Origin of the sequence: Pseudomonas sp. F1_0610, from assembly GCF_047470865.1 — a bacterium.
Classification (GTDB): Bacteria; Pseudomonadota; Gammaproteobacteria; order Pseudomonadales; family Pseudomonadaceae; genus JAZDRH01.
This window is the reverse complement of record NZ_JAZDRH010000002.1, coordinates 144,705-162,007: the sequence shown is the minus strand read 5'-3', so window position 1 is coordinate 162,007 and position 17,303 is coordinate 144,705. Positions and strand designations below refer to the sequence as shown.

General features: G+C 44.7%; 20 protein-coding genes. 3 read left to right on the top strand and 17 right to left on the bottom strand.

What is annotated here, in order from left to right; genetic code table 11:
- Positions 1–26 precede the first annotated feature (26 nt).
- Positions 27–482: a Cd(II)/Pb(II)-responsive transcriptional regulator gene (cadR, locus tag VQ643_RS02060; protein ID WP_414197603.1), complete on the top strand. Its 456-nt coding sequence runs from the start codon at positions 27–29 to the stop codon at positions 480–482.
- Here cadR and VQ643_RS02055 read toward each other — a convergent pair.
- The 15 genes from VQ643_RS02055 to VQ643_RS01985 all read right to left on the bottom strand — a co-directional run bounded on the left by VQ643_RS02055 (position 474) and on the right by VQ643_RS01985 (position 13,614).
- Positions 474–1,181, bottom strand: coding sequence for a 16S rRNA (uracil(1498)-N(3))-methyltransferase (locus VQ643_RS02055; protein WP_414197602.1), 708 nt, complete (start codon positions 1,179–1,181; stop codon positions 474–476). The genes cadR and VQ643_RS02055 overlap by 9 nt on opposite strands.
- A complete protein-coding gene (tatC, locus tag VQ643_RS02050) occupies positions 1,178–1,942 on the bottom strand; it encodes a twin-arginine translocase subunit TatC (protein WP_414197601.1) in 765 nt (254 codons plus the stop codon). Before tatC ends, VQ643_RS02055 begins: the two co-directional genes overlap by 4 nt.
- Positions 1,935–2,330, bottom strand: a complete 396-nt coding sequence (tatB, locus tag VQ643_RS02045) for a Sec-independent protein translocase protein TatB (protein ID WP_414197600.1) — start codon at positions 2,328–2,330, stop codon at positions 1,935–1,937. Before tatB ends, tatC begins: the two co-directional genes overlap by 8 nt.
- An 8-nt stretch (positions 2,331–2,338) precedes the next feature.
- The gene (gene tatA / locus VQ643_RS02040; protein WP_414197599.1) at positions 2,339–2,584 is read right to left on the bottom strand and encodes a Sec-independent protein translocase subunit TatA; all 246 of its coding nucleotides are present in this window, start codon (positions 2,582–2,584) and stop codon (positions 2,339–2,341) included.
- Between the two features lie 15 nt (positions 2,585–2,599).
- Positions 2,600–2,935 carry a phosphoribosyl-ATP diphosphatase gene (locus VQ643_RS02035; RefSeq protein ID WP_414197598.1) on the bottom strand — a complete coding sequence of 112 codons (336 nt, stop codon included), beginning with the start codon at positions 2,933–2,935 and terminating at the stop codon, positions 2,600–2,602.
- Positions 2,928–3,329 (bottom strand): phosphoribosyl-AMP cyclohydrolase, encoded by a 402-nt coding sequence (gene hisI / locus VQ643_RS02030; protein ID WP_414197597.1) that lies wholly within the window; start codon positions 3,327–3,329, stop codon positions 2,928–2,930. The genes VQ643_RS02035 and hisI overlap by 8 nt, the downstream gene beginning before the upstream one ends.
- 43 nt (positions 3,330–3,372) lie before the next feature.
- Positions 3,373–4,959: a ubiquinone biosynthesis regulatory protein kinase UbiB gene (gene ubiB, locus VQ643_RS02025; RefSeq protein WP_414197596.1), complete on the bottom strand. Its 1,587-nt coding sequence runs from the start codon at positions 4,957–4,959 to the stop codon at positions 3,373–3,375.
- Positions 4,960–4,964: 5 nt separating this feature from the next.
- Positions 4,965–5,573, bottom strand: coding sequence for an SCP2 domain-containing protein (locus tag VQ643_RS02020; RefSeq protein ID WP_414197595.1), 609 nt, complete (start codon positions 5,571–5,573; stop codon positions 4,965–4,967).
- Entirely contained in the window at positions 5,573–6,346 is a 774-nt protein-coding gene (gene ubiE / locus VQ643_RS02015) for a bifunctional demethylmenaquinone methyltransferase/2-methoxy-6-polyprenyl-1,4-benzoquinol methylase UbiE (protein WP_414197594.1), read from the bottom strand. Before ubiE ends, VQ643_RS02020 begins: the two co-directional genes overlap by 1 nt.
- An 81-nt stretch (positions 6,347–6,427) precedes the next feature.
- Entirely contained in the window at positions 6,428–6,802 is a 375-nt protein-coding gene (locus VQ643_RS02010; RefSeq protein WP_414197593.1) for a gamma-butyrobetaine hydroxylase-like domain-containing protein, read from the bottom strand.
- A 58-nt stretch (positions 6,803–6,860) separates the two neighbouring features.
- Entirely contained in the window at positions 6,861–8,198 is a 1,338-nt protein-coding gene (hslU, locus tag VQ643_RS02005) for an ATP-dependent protease ATPase subunit HslU (RefSeq protein WP_414197592.1), read from the bottom strand.
- 21 nt (positions 8,199–8,219) lie between these two features.
- Positions 8,220–8,750 (bottom strand): ATP-dependent protease subunit HslV, encoded by a 531-nt coding sequence (gene hslV, locus VQ643_RS02000; RefSeq protein WP_414197591.1) that lies wholly within the window; start codon positions 8,748–8,750, stop codon positions 8,220–8,222.
- Between the two features lie 127 nt (positions 8,751–8,877).
- Positions 8,878–9,573 (bottom strand): SPOR domain-containing protein, encoded by a 696-nt coding sequence (locus tag VQ643_RS01995; RefSeq protein WP_414197590.1) that lies wholly within the window; start codon positions 9,571–9,573, stop codon positions 8,878–8,880.
- Entirely contained in the window at positions 9,574–11,313 is a 1,740-nt protein-coding gene (argS, locus tag VQ643_RS01990) for an arginine--tRNA ligase (protein ID WP_414197589.1), read from the bottom strand.
- Between the two features lie 84 nt (positions 11,314–11,397).
- Entirely contained in the window at positions 11,398–13,614 is a 2,217-nt protein-coding gene (locus VQ643_RS01985; protein ID WP_414197588.1) for a primosomal protein N', read from the bottom strand.
- Between the two features lie 154 nt (positions 13,615–13,768).
- Between VQ643_RS01985 and elbB the strand changes: the two genes are divergently transcribed.
- Positions 13,769–14,422 carry an isoprenoid biosynthesis glyoxalase ElbB gene (gene elbB, locus VQ643_RS01980; RefSeq protein ID WP_414197587.1) on the top strand — a complete coding sequence of 218 codons (654 nt, stop codon included), beginning with the start codon at positions 13,769–13,771 and terminating at the stop codon, positions 14,420–14,422.
- Positions 14,423–14,452: 30 nt separating this feature from the next.
- Here the strand turns inward: elbB and VQ643_RS01975 are convergent, their stop codons facing one another.
- Positions 14,453–14,941: a cysteine hydrolase family protein gene (locus tag VQ643_RS01975; protein WP_414197586.1), complete on the bottom strand. Its 489-nt coding sequence runs from the start codon at positions 14,939–14,941 to the stop codon at positions 14,453–14,455.
- A 159-nt stretch (positions 14,942–15,100) separates the two neighbouring features.
- Here VQ643_RS01975 and VQ643_RS01970 point away from each other — a divergent pair, with 159 nt between their 5' ends.
- Entirely contained in the window at positions 15,101–15,565 is a 465-nt protein-coding gene (locus VQ643_RS01970) for a thioesterase family protein (RefSeq protein WP_414197585.1), read from the top strand.
- A gap of 33 nt (positions 15,566–15,598) precedes the next feature.
- Here the strand turns inward: VQ643_RS01970 and mqo are convergent, their stop codons facing one another.
- Positions 15,599–17,188: a malate dehydrogenase (quinone) gene (mqo, locus tag VQ643_RS01965; protein ID WP_414197658.1), complete on the bottom strand. Its 1,590-nt coding sequence runs from the start codon at positions 17,186–17,188 to the stop codon at positions 15,599–15,601.
- Positions 17,189–17,303 lie beyond the last annotated feature (115 nt).

Sequence of the window (17,303 nt, the reverse complement as noted above, 5' to 3'; positions counted from 1 at the left end):
AGGAACAATAATCAAGAGGATGTTTTATGCGTATTGGTGAATTGGCAAAAAAGACCGCCACTCAGATTGAGACAATAAGGTATTACGAGAAACAAGGCTTACTCCCAGAACCACCACGTAGTGAAGGCAATTTTCGTGAATACCACGCCTTGCATGAGGAACGCTTAAACTTTATTCGTCAATGCCGTTCGTTGGATATGTCTTTAGATGAGATTCGCCGTTTATTGTTGATTAAAGACTCTCCCAGTGCTGAATGTGGCGATGTTAATCAATTAGTGGATGATCATGTGCAGCATGTAGAACAGCGTATTGCCGAGTTGCAAGCCTTAGCACAACAGTTGCACGTGTTGCGAGATCGTTGTTTAAGCGCTAAGCCAGCAGAGCATTGCGGTATTTTGCAGGAGTTATCTAGCGGTGCAGTAGAGGCGGCTCAGGGTGGAGTTGGACATATTTCAGGCGTACATGGGGTACATTCAAAATAAACGCGCAAGTAACACAGGCACGGCTGTTTCTACGCGCAATATACGTGGGCCTAATTGAATAGGCTCAAAGGCGGCTTGCTGTAGCAGTTCAACTTCATAAGGAATCCAGCCACCTTCTGGACCAATAGCTAGGGTGACGGGTTCGTTGAGCGCGCGAGGGCACTCAGCAAAATCACCAGGGTGCGCCACCAGCTTGCGTGTGTTTTGGCTAAGTTCGGGTAAGCGATCTTGCACAAAGGGCTTAAAGCGCTTTTCAATACTGACTTTTGGCAAATAAGTATCTCTTGCTTGCTCTAGCCCTAGCACTAGTTGCTCGTAAATAGCCTGTTCTTGCAGAAAAGGTGTTTGCCAAAAGCTTTTCTCAACGCGGTAGCTATTAACCAACACTAAATGGGCTACGCCCATGCTAGCAACTGTTTGCAAGGTGCGCTTGAGCATTTTAGGGCGCGGTAATGCCAGAATTAAAGTAAGGGGGAGTTTGGCTGGGCTAGGTTGATTTAAGTTAACCGTAAAACGCGCTTGGGTTGAACTTAATTGAGTAAGCATAGCCGTGCCTTGCAAGCCATTAAGTTTGCCAGCGCGTAACTGGTCGCCTATTTGGGCTTGGTGAACTTGTTGCAGGTGCTGCAAACGACGATCACTAATGATAACTTCGTGTTCATTAATGAAATCATCTGCTGTTAACAGGAGTAGGTTCATTCAACAAGGTCAGTGGATGTGGATTCAGCCGCTCTTTTGGTCATGATACGGCCTAGTAACAAGCCTAATTCAAAGAGAATCCACATAGGTACAGCCAGCAAAATCTGTGATAGAACATCAGGTGGGGTTAACAACATGCCCACAATAAAGCAGCCGACAATCACATAGGGACGTGATTTGCTTACTGAGTCAGCATCAACCACGCCTACAAAAATTAACAAGAAGGTAGCAACAGGTACTTCAAAAGCAAAACCAAAGGCAAAGAAGAGTGCTAAAACCAAGTCTAAGTATTGACTGATTTCAGGCATTACTACCACGCCTTCAGGGCTAACCCCTGTTAAAAAGGCAACCATAATAGGGAAAACAACAAAATAAGCGAAAGCCATACCAATATAGAATAATAAAATACTTGATATCAGCACTGGCACTGCAATACGTTTTTCATGCTTATATAAGCCTGGCGCTATAAAGCTCCAAACTTGGTAGAGCAAATAAGGTACAGCAATAAAAACAGCCAAATAGCCAATGAGCTTTAAGGGCGCAAAAAAGGTAGAAGGTAAGCCAGTGGCAATCATAGTTGAGCCAGCAGGCAAAAGCTCCCGCACAGGAGCAGCGACTAAAGCATAGAGTTCTTGGGAAAAAGGGAATAAACCTAAGAATAGAAGAAATACTACAATAATGCAGCGTAGTAGGCGGCTACGTAGCTCAGTGAGATGCGCAACTAATGGCATCTCTTGATCATTATATTCTGGGTTACTCATGCTTGTTAACTGTCTTTTCCGTAGAAGTAGGGGTAGCTGTCGTAGGATCATCTTCAGCGGCTGGTGTTGGTTGTTCTGTTACCTGAGCTGATTCTGACTCCTGTTGCCTGTGTTCTGAAAGGGTGTTGAGCGCCTCTTTAGTTTCTAGGGCTGTTTTTTCAAGCATTTCGCGTTCTTTACGTAAAATTTCTTCGTTACGTAGTTGTAAGCGTAGTTCTTGGGCCCCTAATTCACGCTCAACGTCAGCTTTAATAGAGTTAAAGCTATTGCGTAAACGACCTACCAAAATACCGACAGTACGCGCAGCTTTGGGCAAACGTTCTGGGCCTAACACCACTAGGGCAACCAAGCCAATAACGACCAGTTCAGAAAAGCCAATATCAAACATGATGTGGATTAATCCTTGCGAACAGGCTCTTCAACTTTGTTATGTTGCACTTGGCCATCAATGGTTTGGCTTTGGTTCTGTTGAAGATTATCTTGTGGCTTGGCTTTTTGTTCCTCGCCGTCTTCGTTCATCGCTTTGCGAAAGCCTTTAAGCGCACCGCCTAAATCAGAGCCGATATTTTTTAAGCGCTTAGTACCGAATAACAATACTACGATGGCTAGAATAACTAGCAACTGCCACATGCTAATGCCCATAATTATCTCCTGTTACTATTTTTCTGTGCGCGAAGCTTTTTCAGTAATACCTGATAAGCCAAAGCGACGTTCAAGTTCATCTAAAACGGCTTGAGGTTTCTGCCCCAAAGCCGCCAGCATTACCAAACTGTGGAACCAAAGATCAGCCGTTTCATAAATAACATCTTCAGCACTGGCGCCATTTGCACAGTCTTTCGCGGCAAGAATGGTTTCAGTTGCTTCTTCGCCGATTTTTTCTAAAATTTTATTGATACCTTTTTGGTACAAGCTGGCGACGTAGGATGAGCTAGGATCAGCTTGCTTACGTTCCTCAATAACTTGCGCAACGCGGCTTAATGTATCGTTACTCATGTTGTGTGCCTTGATAAATTTCATGTGGATCTTTGATAACAGCTTCTACTGTTTGCCAATTCAGATCCTTATCTAGCTCTCGATAAAAGCAACTTTCACGCCCTGTATGACAGGCAATACCGCCAAGCTGTTCTACGAGTAAAATAATCACATCACCATCACAGTCAAGCTGGATTTTGTGGACTTGCTGTACATGTCCAGATTCTTCGCCTTTGCGCCATAGTTTAGCACGCGAACGTGACCAATAAACGGCCCTACCTTCTTTGGCCGTGAGTGCTAATGATTCTGCATTCATCCATGCCATCATTAAAATACGCTTCGTATGCACATCTTGCGCTATGGCTGGAATTAAACCAGTCTCATCCCATTTTAGGTGTTTAAGCCAATCAGTCATAAGTTATCCAAAAACGCTATTCGCAAATAATAGGTTGCTGCTATTAACGACGAATTAATAGGTAAAGCCCAGCGCCTAACATAGTCCAAGTGGGCCAGTTTTGTATATTCATATCTAAACCGATATAGGCGCTACCAATCACTAAAGCACTACCTAAGGCAATATTAAACAATGCTGTATGAGTTTTCTGCTTGCTTTGCTGATCAAAATTATGACTAAAGCGTTCAATTTGTGTACGGGCAGAACGAGCAAGCTGAGGAATTTGCTCAAGCTGTTGGCACACTTGGCCTAATACATGTTTAGGCATCATACGTTGACGCATCCAGCGTTCAAGGTAAGGCTTGGCTGTGCTCCATAAGTCTAAATCTGGGTAAAGCTGGCGGCCTAAGCCTTCAATATTTAATAAGGTTTTTTGCAGTAGTACTAACTGGGGCTGCACTTCCATATTGAAGCGACGAGCGGTTTGGAATAACCGTAGCAGCAGTTGAGCAAAGGAAATATCTTTAATTGGGCGTTCAAAAATAGGTTCGCAAACAGTGCGTATGGCCGCCTCTAATTCGTTGACTTTGGTATCACGTGGAACCCAGCCTGAGTCGATATGCAACTGTGCCACTTTGTGGTAATCACGCTTAAAGAACGCCAGTAAGTTGCGTGCTAAATAGTCCTGATCTTCTGGGGTGAGCGATCCGATAATTCCGCAGTCAATGCCAATATAGCTCGGTTCCCAGGGTGTTTTGGTGCTAACAAAAATATTGCCTGGATGCATATCAGCATGGAAAAAACTATCGCGAAATACTTGGGTGAAAAATATTTCCACACCGCGCTCTGCTAGGCGCTTCATATTAGTGCCTTGATCATGCAGCGCTTGTACGTCCGTAACTGGAATGCCATAAATACGTTCCATTACTAACACTTGAGTACGGCTATATTGCCAATAAATCTGCGGTACATAGAGCAAATCAGAGTCAATGAAGTTTCGACGTAGCTGGCTGCTATTAGCGGCCTCGCGTAGTAGGTCTAGCTCATCGTAAATGGTTTTTTCGTAGTCACTGATCACCTCTTTAGGGTGTAGGCGACGCGCTTCGCTAGATAGGCTTTCAGCAAGGCTGGCTAAACTATAAAGCCATGCAATATCCTGCTTAATAATAGGTCGTAAATTAGGACGAATAACTTTAACAACGACTTCTTCACCAGTACGTAATTGAGCGGTATAGACCTGCGCAATGGAGGCGGAGGCTAACGGTGTTGCTGAAAAGTTGCGAAATATTTGATCAATGGGCATGCCCAACTGATCTTCAATAACAAGGCGTGCTTGATCTGTTGGAAAAGGTGGCACATTGTCCTGCAACTGCTCTAATTCATCAATAATATCAGGCGGCAGTAAGTCGCGACGGGTAGACAGAATCTGGCCAAATTTAATAAATACAGGGCCTAGATTTTCCATAGTGAGGCGCAAGGCTTGGCCACGTGTGATTTGGCTGTTTTTGCGTGGAAACCAGCGCCAAGGTAATAATTTGCCAAAGAGCTTTAAATACCAAGGTAAGGGTAAGGCAAAGAGAAAGTCGTCAAGACGGTAGCGTACAGCCACTTGAATAATACGGATAAGGCGGCGTAGGGCAAGCAGTTTCATAGAACTTAGGCGTCCGTTGACAGCAAGCGCGCTAAACGCGCTTCTAAGCGATCAAGATCAATTTTTAGCTGATCTAGTTGGTTGAAGCGGATGTTAGCTTCATTGTTACCCACTAAATCACGAGATTCCTCGGTAAGGTATTCAGCAATGGCGTGTTCTAAACTCTGGGCGGTTTGCTTTACCCATTGCCCACGACTGCGTAGATGCCCTGCAATTAAACCTGTAGCTACAGGGCCAAGCCAGCGTGATAGGGCGTATTCCCAGTCAAGTTCGAGCGCTTGTAGAGTTTCGGCAAGTTGCATTAATGAACTGGTATTACCTGTTAAATCTACTGCCTCAGCATGCAAAATTTGCGTTTTATTCTTGCTATAGGCCAGTTGCATTAACAGTGATAGCGGAGCCGTGAGGCAGCAGTCACTTTCCCCTTGCCAGTCTGGTGCAAGGGTTAGTCCGTTATCCGTAGGGATCAGAAAAAGGTTAAACGCAGGTTCTAAGCAGTGAATTTGGATAACAGAACCTGAAAGCTGGGCAATTTTTGACAAAGCCGTGCTATCTAAAGCTAAGGTTTGATTTAGCCCTTTTTCAGCTGTTGCAAAAATTGCTTGGCGCAGCATTAAGGTTTGACTCCACGGTGTAGTGCAACGATACCACCTGTCATATTGTGGTATTTGGTTTGCACAAAGCCAGCTTCTTCCATCATGCCTTTGAGCGTTTCTTGATCTGGATGCATGCGGATAGATTCAGCAAGATAGCGATAGCTTTCAGCGTCATTAGTGATTAAACGACCAGCTACGGGTAAGAAACTAAAAGAGTAGGCGTCATAGACTTTAGAGAAGAAACTATTGGTGGGCTTAGAGAACTCTAAGATCAACAAACGTCCGCCTGGCTTTAGTACGCGTAGCATAGAACGAATGGCAGCGTCTTTGTGGGTGACATTGCGCAAGCCAAAAGAGATGGTAACAATGTCAAAATAGTTGTCAGGGAAAGGTAGTTTTTCAGCATCTGCTTGAACAAAACGTACGTTGTTGACAACGCCTTTGTCCATTAATTTATCACGACCTACTTTAAGCATAGAGTCATTGATATCAGCTAACACCACTTCACCTTCAGAGCCTACAATGGCTGAAAACTTGCGTGTTAAATCACCGGTTCCGCCTGCAATATCGAGTACTTTGTTGCCTTTGCGAGCGCCAGAGGTTTCAATCGTAAAGCGTTTCCATAAGCGATGCATACCACCTGAAAGCACATCGTTCATTAGGTCGTAACGTGAGGCAACAGAATGGAAAACTTCGGCCACTTTATGTGCTTTCTCGTTTTCGCTCACTGTCTTGTAACCAAAGTGGGTAGTGCTATTTTGGTCATCTGAGTTGTGCTGTTGATCGTTCATGGTCGCTCACCTAAATCTAATTGCCCCTTATTCTAATCGGCTAAGGTGCGTTTGTCTTGATACGTGGCACAGCTTACAAGGTTACAGCATAAATTTTACAACAGATTCATGCGGATCACGGGATTTTCCAGCTTTTTCCAGATCGCTTAAATAGTCTTGCCAAAGCTCAGCTTGGCGAGTAGCTAGTTGCTGCAAATAAACCCATGTATAAAGCCCGCTGTCATGCCCATCATCAAAGGTGAGTTTAACGGCGTAATTGCCAGAGGCTTCAATGTTGCTCAGTTTAACCTGCATTTTGCCATATTGCAGTACGTAATTACCGTGACCTTGCACTTCGGCTGAGGGTGAGTAAACACGTAAGAATTCAGCAGGAAGCTGAAAATGGCTACCATCGTGATAGGTTAAATTTAGGCTGTTGTTAGCTTTATCTAACTTAATGGTCTTGGGGATAGACATAAATGACCTCAAATGCAATCGGCGCTAGCCTAAAAAACAACTAGCACCGATTGTACGATCATAAGATATAACGTGATAGGTCTTCGTCTTGCGCTAGTTCACCTAAATGCTCATCAACATATTTGGCATCAATGCTTAGTGGCTGATCACCTTGCTGGCTGGCCATATCTGTTGCTGCAAACGAAAGCTCTTCAAGCAGGCGTTCTAGCAGCGTATGTAAACGACGGGCGCCAATATTTTCTGTCTTTTCGTTTACCTGCCAAGCAATATGGGCTAAACGCTCAATGCCACTTTCCACAAATTGGATACGCAAGCCTTCTGTTTGTAACAGGGCAGTGTATTGCTCAGTGAGTGAAGCGTGAGGCTCGCTTAGTATGCGCTTGAAATCATCTGGGGTTAAGGCTTGTAGCTCTACTCGAATAGGTAGACGACCTTGCAGTTCTGGTACCAGATCACTTGGTTTGCTTAGGTGAAAAGCCCCTGAGGCGATAAACAGGATATGATCCGTTTTAACCATGCCTAGTTTAGTGTTAACAGTGCAGCCTTCAATCAATGGGAGTAAGTCGCGCTGTACACCTTCGCGTGAAACGTCAGCCCCAGAGGTATTGCCACGTTTGGCAATTTTGTCAATTTCGTCAATAAAGACGATGCCGTTTTGCTCAACGCTTTCTAGTGCGCGTGCTTTAATATCTTCTTCGTTAACTAAGCGCGCTGCTTCTTCATCACGCACTAGTTTTAGGGCGTCAGCAACACGGAGTTTACGTTTTTTGCTACGGCCTTTATTCATGCCGGAAAATAAGTCTTTTAGCTGGCTGGTCATTTCTTCCATGCCAGGTGGAGACATGATCTCCACACCCATTGGCGCTTCGGCTACTTCAATTTCAATTTCTTTATCGTCAAGCTGTCCTTCGCGTAAACGCTTGCGGAATAATTGGCGAGTGCTGTTATCTTCGCGCACAGGTTCACCTTCCATGCCGCCACGCGCTGGCGGTAATAGGGCGTCAAGAATACGCTCCTCGGCAGCATCTTCAGCTCTATGTTGGTTCTTTTGAATTTCTTGTTCACGCAGCATTTTTACTGCTGCATCAGCAAGATCACGGATGATTGACTCTACATCGCGACCAACATAGCCCACTTCGGTAAACTTAGTGGCTTCGACCTTAATGAAAGGTGCATTTGCCAAGCGAGCTAAACGGCGTGCAATTTCAGTTTTACCAACTCCAGTAGGGCCGATCATTAAGATGTTTTTTGGTGTTACTTCTTGGCGTAAGTCGTGTGGCAGCTGCATGCGGCGCCAGCGGTTACGTAATGCAATAGCGACTGCACGTTTAGCCGCTTCTTGGCCAACAATGTGGCGATTGAGTTCGTGAACAATCTCACGTGGAGTCATAGACATAACAAGTCTCCAGAGCAGGCGTTAAACAGCGCTGTCTAGCTCTTCAATAGTTAAATTCTGGTTGGTAAAAACACAAATTGAGCCAGCGATCATTAGCGATTTTTCTGCAATTTCGCGTGCGCCTAAGGCTGTGTTTTCTAATAAGGCAATGGCAGCCGACTGGGCAAAATTACCACCTGAACCCATTGCAATTAAACCATGTTCAGGTTCAACCACATCGCCATTACCTGTAATGATTAACGAAGCATCTTTATTGGCTACTGCTAACATAGCTTCTAGGCGGCTAAGAGAGCGATCAGTACGCCAGTCTTTGGCTAATTCAACAGCAGCGCGCACCAGATGACCTTGGTGTTTTTCCAACTGCCCTTCAAAACGTTCAAATAGAGTAAAAGCATCCGCAGTGGCGCCTGCGAAACCTGCTAGGACTTGACCGTGATAGAGACGGCGCACTTTTTTGGCATTACCTTTCATAACGGTATTACCTAAAGAAACTTGGCCGTCGCCGCCCATGACGACTTTGCCATCACGGCGTACAGAAACAATAGTAGTCAAGGGAAATATCTCCAAACTATAAGGCGGTATTGCCTATAGTGGAAAGATATGAGGGTGAAAGACAAAGAATTCAAGGAAACGATTGGAAAAACTAAAAAGGCACAGGGGAAAGCTGTGCCTTTTGTCATTAACTGCCTTTACGTTGTTGCGGTAAGAGATTGTTAAAGCCGTTTGCGGAAAGTTGACTTTGTGCACTTTTGAGCTGCTCTTGACTGCTAAAAGGGCCTACCATGACGCGATGCCATGTTTTATTACCGACAACACCTTGCTCAATACGTACATTTTGCCCACTCATTAAGAGTTTAGCGCGCACTGTTTGTGCTTGGTCATGCGTAGGAAAAGAACCCGCCTGTAAGAAGTACTGCACATTAGCACTAGGAGCACTGGCTACTGTAGTTGGTGCTTCCGGCTGAGTTGCGCGAGGTGGTGGTGTTTGTCCTTCAAGAATAGCCTGCGCACGAGCAGCCTCTTGCTGGCGTTGCAGCTCTTTTGCCTTAGCTACTTCTGCAGGTGTTTGCGTTGGTGCTACCTCAGGAGTGGGCGGAACTATCACTTCTGACTCTGGCAGAATAGTGTAAAACTCAAACTTAGGTTTGGTTTGGTTGTTATCTGCTGGTTTGGTCGTTTTGTTAGTGTTTTGTACGCGCTCTGGAGTAGAGCTTGTTTTTTTACCAGGCCCTATATCCATTAATGTCATTGCAAATACTGCAATAAGCGCACCTACCACTAACCAAATAATAGGATGCACAGGTTTGCGCGCGGCTGTTGCTGCGGGCGCTCTGCTAGCACCGCGACGAGCTGCGGGCTTTTTTCTTGCCGCCATTTACATACGCTCCAATGTTTGTAAACCAAGTAGTTCTAAACCTTGCTTTAAGGTGCGACCTGCTAAAGCAGCTAAGCGCAAACGGCTATAGCGAGTGGCTTGGTCTTCAGCAGTGAGGATAGGGCAGTTTTCATAAAAACTAGAGAACTGTCCTGCTAAATCATATAGATAAGTACAAAGCACATGAGGTGTGCCTTTTAGTGCAACGTTGTTAAGTACTTCAGCAAAGCGCGCAAGGCTGGCTGCTAATACCTGTTCTTGCTCGGCGTGCAGATGAATTTGTCCAGGAATGTTGCCATCCATAGTGAAGTCTGTTTTGCGAAATACGCTGGCTACGCGGGTATAGGCATAAAGCAAGTAAGGTGCTGTATTGCCTTCAAAGCTGAGCATTTGTTCAAAGTTAAATGAATAATCACTGGTGCGCGTTTTGCTCAGGTCGGCGTATTTAACAGCACTAATACCTACAGCATGGGCAATTTGTTTTAACTCTTGCTCATCTAAGTCAGGGTTTTTAGCTTTGACTAAGACATAGGCGCGTTCTTCAGCTTCAGTAATTAAGTCAGCTAATTTAACAGTGCCGCCATCACGTGTTTTGAACGGGCGACCATCTGGGCCGTTCATGGTGCCAAAGCCCATGTGGTCGAGTTCCATTTCTGGATGCACAAAACCGGCTTTGCGCGCTAAGGCAAAGACCATTTGGAAGTGCAGACCTTGGCGTTGGTCGACAAAGTACAAAGCACGATCAGCTTTTAACTCGCGGCTACGGTAGCGCATGGAGGCAAGGTCGGTGGTGGAGTACAAATAACCACCGCCAGCTTTTTGTACGATAATAGGTAAGGTTTCGCCTTCTGCGTTTTTAAACTCATCCATAAATACGCATTGAGCACCGTTATCCTCAACCAGTAAGCCTTGTGCTGTTAAGTCAGCAATGACCTTAGGTAGATCATGGTTGTATGAACTTTCGCCGCGTACATCTTGCATACTCAGCTTAACGCCTAAGCGGTCATAAACTTCTTGACAGTGGCTTAGAGAGATATCTTTAAAGCGCTGCCATAGGCTTAAACAGTTGTCATCGCCTGCTTGCAATGCAACAACTAATTCACGTGCTCGGTTAGCGAAAGCTTCATCTTCATCAAAGCGTTTTTTCGCAGCGCGATAGAAACCTTCAAGGTCCGCTAGGTCGGCTTGGCTGTTTACTGTATTTTCTTCCATGAAGGCTAGCAGCATTCCAAACTGTGTGCCCCAATCCCCTACGTGGTTTTGGCGAATGACAGTATCGCCTAGGTATTCAAGGACACGGGCCACTGCATCACCAATAATAGTTGAGCGTAAATGCCCCACATGCATTTCTTTTGCAAGGTTAGGTGAGGAAATATCAATCACAACACGCTGTGGTGTTTTATGAGGAACACCTAGGTGTGCGTCGGCTAAAGCAGCGTCTAAACGTGAGGCAAGGGCGTCGGTATTTTGAAAGAAGTTTAAAAAGCCCGGGCCAGCAATTTCAACCTTGCTGATGTTGCTATTTGCGGGTAATGTCGCAATGATTTTTTCAGCTAAATCACGTGGCTTCATTTTGGCAGGTTTAGACAGCATCATGGCAATGTTACAGGCAAAATCACCATGAGTTTTATCACGGGTATTTTCGACTTGAATATTCGGCGCAGTATCCTCGGGCAGAACGCCGTCAGTGATTAGCTGATGCAGAGCTTGTTGAACGAGGTGGCGAATAATGTCTTTCATAATTAACTCTTAAAATACGACTTGAATGTCGATAGGCATAAACCGTCTATTATCGGTGCAGATGAGGCTGCGCATCAAGTCCGTTTAGAATAGATCAATAGGATCAACGTCGATTGACCAGCGAATACTGCGGCCACTGGGTAACTTTTCAAGGTTGAAGATTAATTGATTTAGCAGTTGATGTAGCTGTTTTCGGTCATTGCTTTGTAGCAGTAATTGTGCGCGATAGCGGCCAGCTTTGCGTTCCATGGGGGCCGGCACAGGGCCAAGTAGTTCAACGCTGCTATTATTCTGTTGATGAATTTGCTCGGCCAGTGTTAAGGCATCATCTAAAAATAAGTTCACTTGCTCGGATTTAAAACCATCGGCACGCAGTAAAGCTAAAAAACTAAAAGGCGGTAGCGCCATGCTGCGGCGTTCACTTAATGCTTGTTGGGCAAAGGCAAAGTAGCCCGATTCAGTCAGCTGTACTAATAGCGGATGGTCTGCCAGTTGGCTTTGAATAATCACTCTGCCACGATCGCCAGCACGACCAGCACGGCCAGCTACTTGTATGATTTGCTGTGCCATGCGTTCACTGGCGCGAAAGTCAGCCGAGTACAGACCGCCATCAACATCTAAAATGATCACTAAGGTTACTTTGGGAAAGTGATGACCTTTGGCTAACATTTGCGTGCCAACTAAAATGCAGGCTTTACCGCTATTTATTATGCCCAGCATTTCATCAAGCGAGCCTTTGCGCTGGGTACTGTCACGGTCAATACGCAGCACAGGTGTTTTTTTAAATATCACTTGTAAGCGTTCTTCTGTGCGCTCAGTACCAGCGCCAATAGGCCGTAAATCAACAGATTGGCATTGCGGGCATTGCCTAGGATGTGCTTGCTGTTCACCACAATGATGACAGCGTAACTCATTGCTACGCTGGTGGTAGGTGGTAAACGCATCACAGCGAGGGCAGCGGCTTGTCCAGCCACACTCATTGCACATAAGCACTGGAGCGAAGCCTCGTCGGTTAATAAAAACCAAGACTTGTTGACCAAGCGCGAGCGTACGTTCGATTTCTTTTTGAGTAGGTGCTGCAATGCCGGCCGTTAAGGGCAAACTTTGAGTATCCATACGAATGAAACTAGGCACTGTTGCGCCACCAGCACGCTGATTGAGCTTGAGTAAAGCATAGCGACCTTGCTCAGCATTTTGTAAACTTTCTAAGGCCGGAGTGGCAGAGCCTAGCACAATAGGAATATTGGCTTGGCGCGCTCTAACAATCGCCACATCACGCGCGTGGTAGCGTAAGCCTTCTTGTTGTTTGTAGGAGGCGTCGTGCTCCTCATCAATAATAATCAAGCCCAGCTTAGGCATTGGCGTGAACAATGCAGAGCGCGTACCTATCACAATATCTGCGTTGCCTTCACGGGCATTAATCCAGGCATCAAGTCGTTGGCGATCATTTACATGGGAATGCAATAAGGCAATACGTGCGTTAAAGCGTTGAGTAAAACGATTAACTGTTTGCGGCCCTAAATTAATTTCAGGAATTAAAACCAAAGCTTGTTTGCCTTGTTCAAGGCAACGCTGAATCAGTTGTAAATAGACTTCTGTTTTACCACTACCTGTAACGCCGGCCAGTAAATAGCAGTTAAAACGATGTAAGTTGCTGGCAATAGCATCAAATGCTGTTTGCTGTTCAGGATTAAAAGATAACGGCGCTTTAGCCAAAATATTTTTACTAGCAGTGGTGTTTTTTGGGGTGCGTTGCTGTTGGTAAGCCAGCCCTTTTTCTTCTAAGAGTTTTAGGCTTTCGCGGTTAATGCTGACTGCACTTAATAACTCATCAGCTAAACCGTTAGGGTGTTGAGCTAATACTTGCAGTGCTTGGCGCTGCCGTGGCGCACGTTTTAATCGAGGATCTTCAAGGTCAGCTTCTTTGGCTGCATGCCAAAAGTATTGTGCCTTGTGTGCTGGCGCTTCACCTTGGCGAAGTAATGCAGGTAAGGCCCAGTTAAACGTATCACCTAAACCATGTTGGTAATAGTTAGCTGTCCATTGGCACAGCTTAAAAATAGGCTCGGGTAAGAGTGGCTGATTGTCTAAAATGGCAATGGCAGTTTTCAGTTTCTCTTTGGGTACATCCGTGTGCTGGCAGGTTTCAACTAAAATACCAATGATATTACGTTTGCCAAAAGGAACTTGTACGCGTATGCCTGCTTGTAGTTGAGTGCTAGAAACACAAGAGGGTGCTAAATAGTCAAATAAGCGGCGTAAGGGCGTAGGCAGGGCAATACGTAAATACAGCTCAGACACAAAAATACCTTTCCACGTTGAGTTATTTGGGGATCAGTGATGGCTAGCAATGTGACTAGTGTACTAGCCTTATACTAATAATTGTTGGCAATCTATCGCGTAAATTCTTAATCTTGAATCCAGTTTTATTTTTCCACCTTAAGGGGAATATGTAATGAGCAAGAAAGTTGCAGTAATTCTATCAGGCTGTGGGTATTTAGATGGCGCAGAAATTAATGAAGCTGTATTAAGTCTGCTCTATCTTGATTTAGCAGGTGCTCAGGTACAAAGCTTTGCCCCTAATATTAAGCAATTACATGTGGTTGATCATCTAACAGGTGAAGCCACCCAAGAGCAGCGTAACGTCCTAACAGAGTCGGCGCGCATTGTACGAGGCAAAATACAAGATCTTAGCCAATTAAAAGTTGAGAACTTTGATGCGTTGGTGGTGCCAGGTGGTTTTGGTGTGGCAAAAAACCTCTCAGACTTTGCTCTCAAAGGCGCAGATTGCAGTGTTAACCTAGAGGTATTGGCAGCGCTTAAGTCGTTTAAAAATGCTGGCAAGCCCGTAGGTCTCATTTGTATTGCTCCAGCGTTAGCGGCTGCTGTGTATGGTGCAGGTGTAAGCTGTACTATTGGAACTGATAAAGCAACAGCTGAAGTGCTGCAAAGCATGGGCGCGCAGCATAAAGACTGCGCAGTAGATGCTATCGTGGTTGATACTCAGCACAAATTAGTGACAACTCCAGCCTATATGTTGGCTGAATCTATTTCGCAGTCAGCCAAAGGTATTGAAGCCTTAGTGCACGAAGTCTTGAGGCTAGCATAACATTTAGCCTAGCTTTCGTTGGCATGAGAGTTAGGCAATCATTGCCATTCGGGTTAAACCTGATAGTGCGCTTTCATGGATAACCTGCGAAACACTGGTGCAATAATTGGCCAGCACCTTAACCTGAAAATGCTTTGCCTGCTCAGAGATAGCGGTAAACAGCACACAGTTTTGTGTCATCATTCCACAAATTTCTAGGCACTCAATATCTTGTTGATTAAGCAACGCTAACAGAGCGCTTTGCTCAAAAGCGTTGGGGAAATGCTTATGAATAACTTGCGGGTTATTCGCCATTAACGTGAGTTGGTCAAATAATGCTATTTCGGGGCTGTCAGCTGCAAATAGCACCGAGCCTTTAGGTGAGATTTGTTGAGCAAAAATAACTAATTCATTGCTCTCATTAAACTCTGCAATCTTAGCTTCAATAGCCGTAACAGTAGCTTCAATATTCCATAAAGGAAAACTACCTGCACGTGAGTATTCACGCTGTGCATTAAGAATCAGTAATGCGCGTTTCATCTTAATTAGCCCTTAGACTGCTCAGTTTTCAAAGATGTAATTGCGTTAATGCTAATTGTTAATTATGACAAATTGATGGCAACAGTGGAGCTGTGGCCGTTTGACAAGAGTAGCTAATCATTATTAAGTATAGGCATTGATAGCTCGCAGAGAAAAACAATGACAATAATGCCTGTAACCCCGCAAATGATTCAGCTTGCACAGCAGTTTATTGATAAAATACCTTTTAATAGATTGTTAGGCATTCAACTGGACGAAATTTCCAGCGAGCAGGTAGTGATGCATCTGCCTATGCGTGATGAGCTGGTAGGTAACCATCTACAAGGCATTTTACATGGTGGCGCTATTTCAACTATTTTGGATGTGGCGGGTGGTGGTATGGCGCTGATGAGCGTTTTTCAAAAATTGCCAGCAGAACCAGCTGTTGAGGAACTAATGAAGTTAGCCCGTATTGGCACTATTGATTTGCGCGTTGACTATTTAAGGCCAGGGCGGGGACAGTTATTTACAGCGAGGGCTACTTTATTACGTAGTGGTAATAAGGTAGCAGTGGTGCGTAGCGAGCTGCACAATGAGTCTGGTGACTTGATAGCCACAGGTACTGGCACTTATTTGGTTGGTTAACAAGAGAGATCCTAGGATCTCTCTGTGGTTAGGTTACTGCGCTGTGGCTGAGGTCGCCTCAGTATTGTTCGCTTGCGCCTTTGGCTCTGGATTGTAAATTAAACCTAGCACAGCACTAGTGTCACGACGGATGCTATCCAGTAGCTGTGGGTTTTTCTCTAAGCTTTGTCCATAAGAAGGAATAATAGCCTGCAGTTTTGGCTTCCATTGATTTTTTGTTTGCTCTGGAAATGCTTTTTCTAATAACTCAAGCATGATATAAGGCGAAGTAGAGGCGCCTGGTGATGCACCTAGCAGTGCCGTTATAGAGCCATCTTTTGATGCAAAAATTTCGGTGCCAAATTGTAAGCTGGCAGCGCCGCCTTCTGGCTTTTTAATGATTTGAACCCGTTGGCCGGCAGTTACTAAATGCCAATCTTCTGCTTTAGCTTTTGGATAATATTCTTGCAAAGCTGTAAAACGGTCGTTTTCAGTAAGCATTACTTGGCTGATTAAGTATTTAACAAGGCTGAGATTTTCAGCGCCCACGGCCAACATGGCGAGCACATTACCCTTATGTGTTGCAGCAAGAAGATCTGTTTGTGAGCCATGCTTTAAAAACTTATTGGAGTAGGTAGCAAAAGGTCCGAATAGTACGTGTTTCTCACCATCTAGATAACGAGTATCTATATGAGGTACAGACATAGGCGGGGCACCTACAGCCGCTTTACCATAGACTTTAACGGTGTGATTTTTAACCACTTCAGGGTTGTTGGTGACTAAAAACTGCCCACCAACAGGGAAACCTGCATACTGATCAACTTCAGGTAAACCAGTGTACTGTAAGAGTTTAATGGCAGCCCCGCCTGCGCCAATAAAGACAAAGCGCGTTTTGATATGGTCTTCTTTACCTGTTTTTAAATTAGTAAAACCAACGCTCCAAGTACCATCATTATTGCGGCTGATTGCAGTAACTTCAGTATTGAGCTGTAAGTCGAAATTATTAGATTTCTTTAGACCTGTAACCAGCTGACGTGTAACTTCTCCGTAGTTCACATCGGCGCCAATCATCATGCGTGTTGCTGCTATAGGTTGATCAGCTTTACGGCCTTCAATAATCAATGGCGCCCAGCTGCTAATTTCTGTAGGGTTATTAGAGAACTGCATGCCATAAAACATAGGATTTTGACGCATGGCAGCGTAGCGCTTAGTTAAGAAGTCAACATCTTTGTCCCAGACAAAAGCAATATGAGGAACAGGATTAATAAATTCTTTAGGGTCGCTCATTAAGCCATGCTTAACTTGGTAACTCCAAAACTGCTTAGCTACTTCAAACTGCTGGGCAATAGCAACTGCTTTGCTAATGTCTATTTGGCCATTTTTTTCAGGCGTATAGTTCATTTCCATAAAGCCTGAGTGACCTGTTCCCGCATTATTCCAACCATTTGAGCTTTCATCAGCCACTTGTTCTAAGCGTTCAAACATGCTGATTTTCCAGTTAGGTTCTAGCTCAGTTAAATACGTGCCTAATGTAGCACTCATAATACCGCCGCCAATTAATACAACGTCTGTAATAGGCTCGCTATCTGTTGTGGCTATCGGACTAGATGCAATAGGTCGAAATAAGAAAATAAGACCTGCAATGCTTATAAGAATTAATAAGCTGAAAATAACTTTGAATAACTTTTTCACGAATAGAGTACCTTTAAAGAGGTCACTTATGGATTACTTAAGCTAGAGTTCCCACAATTATGTTGTG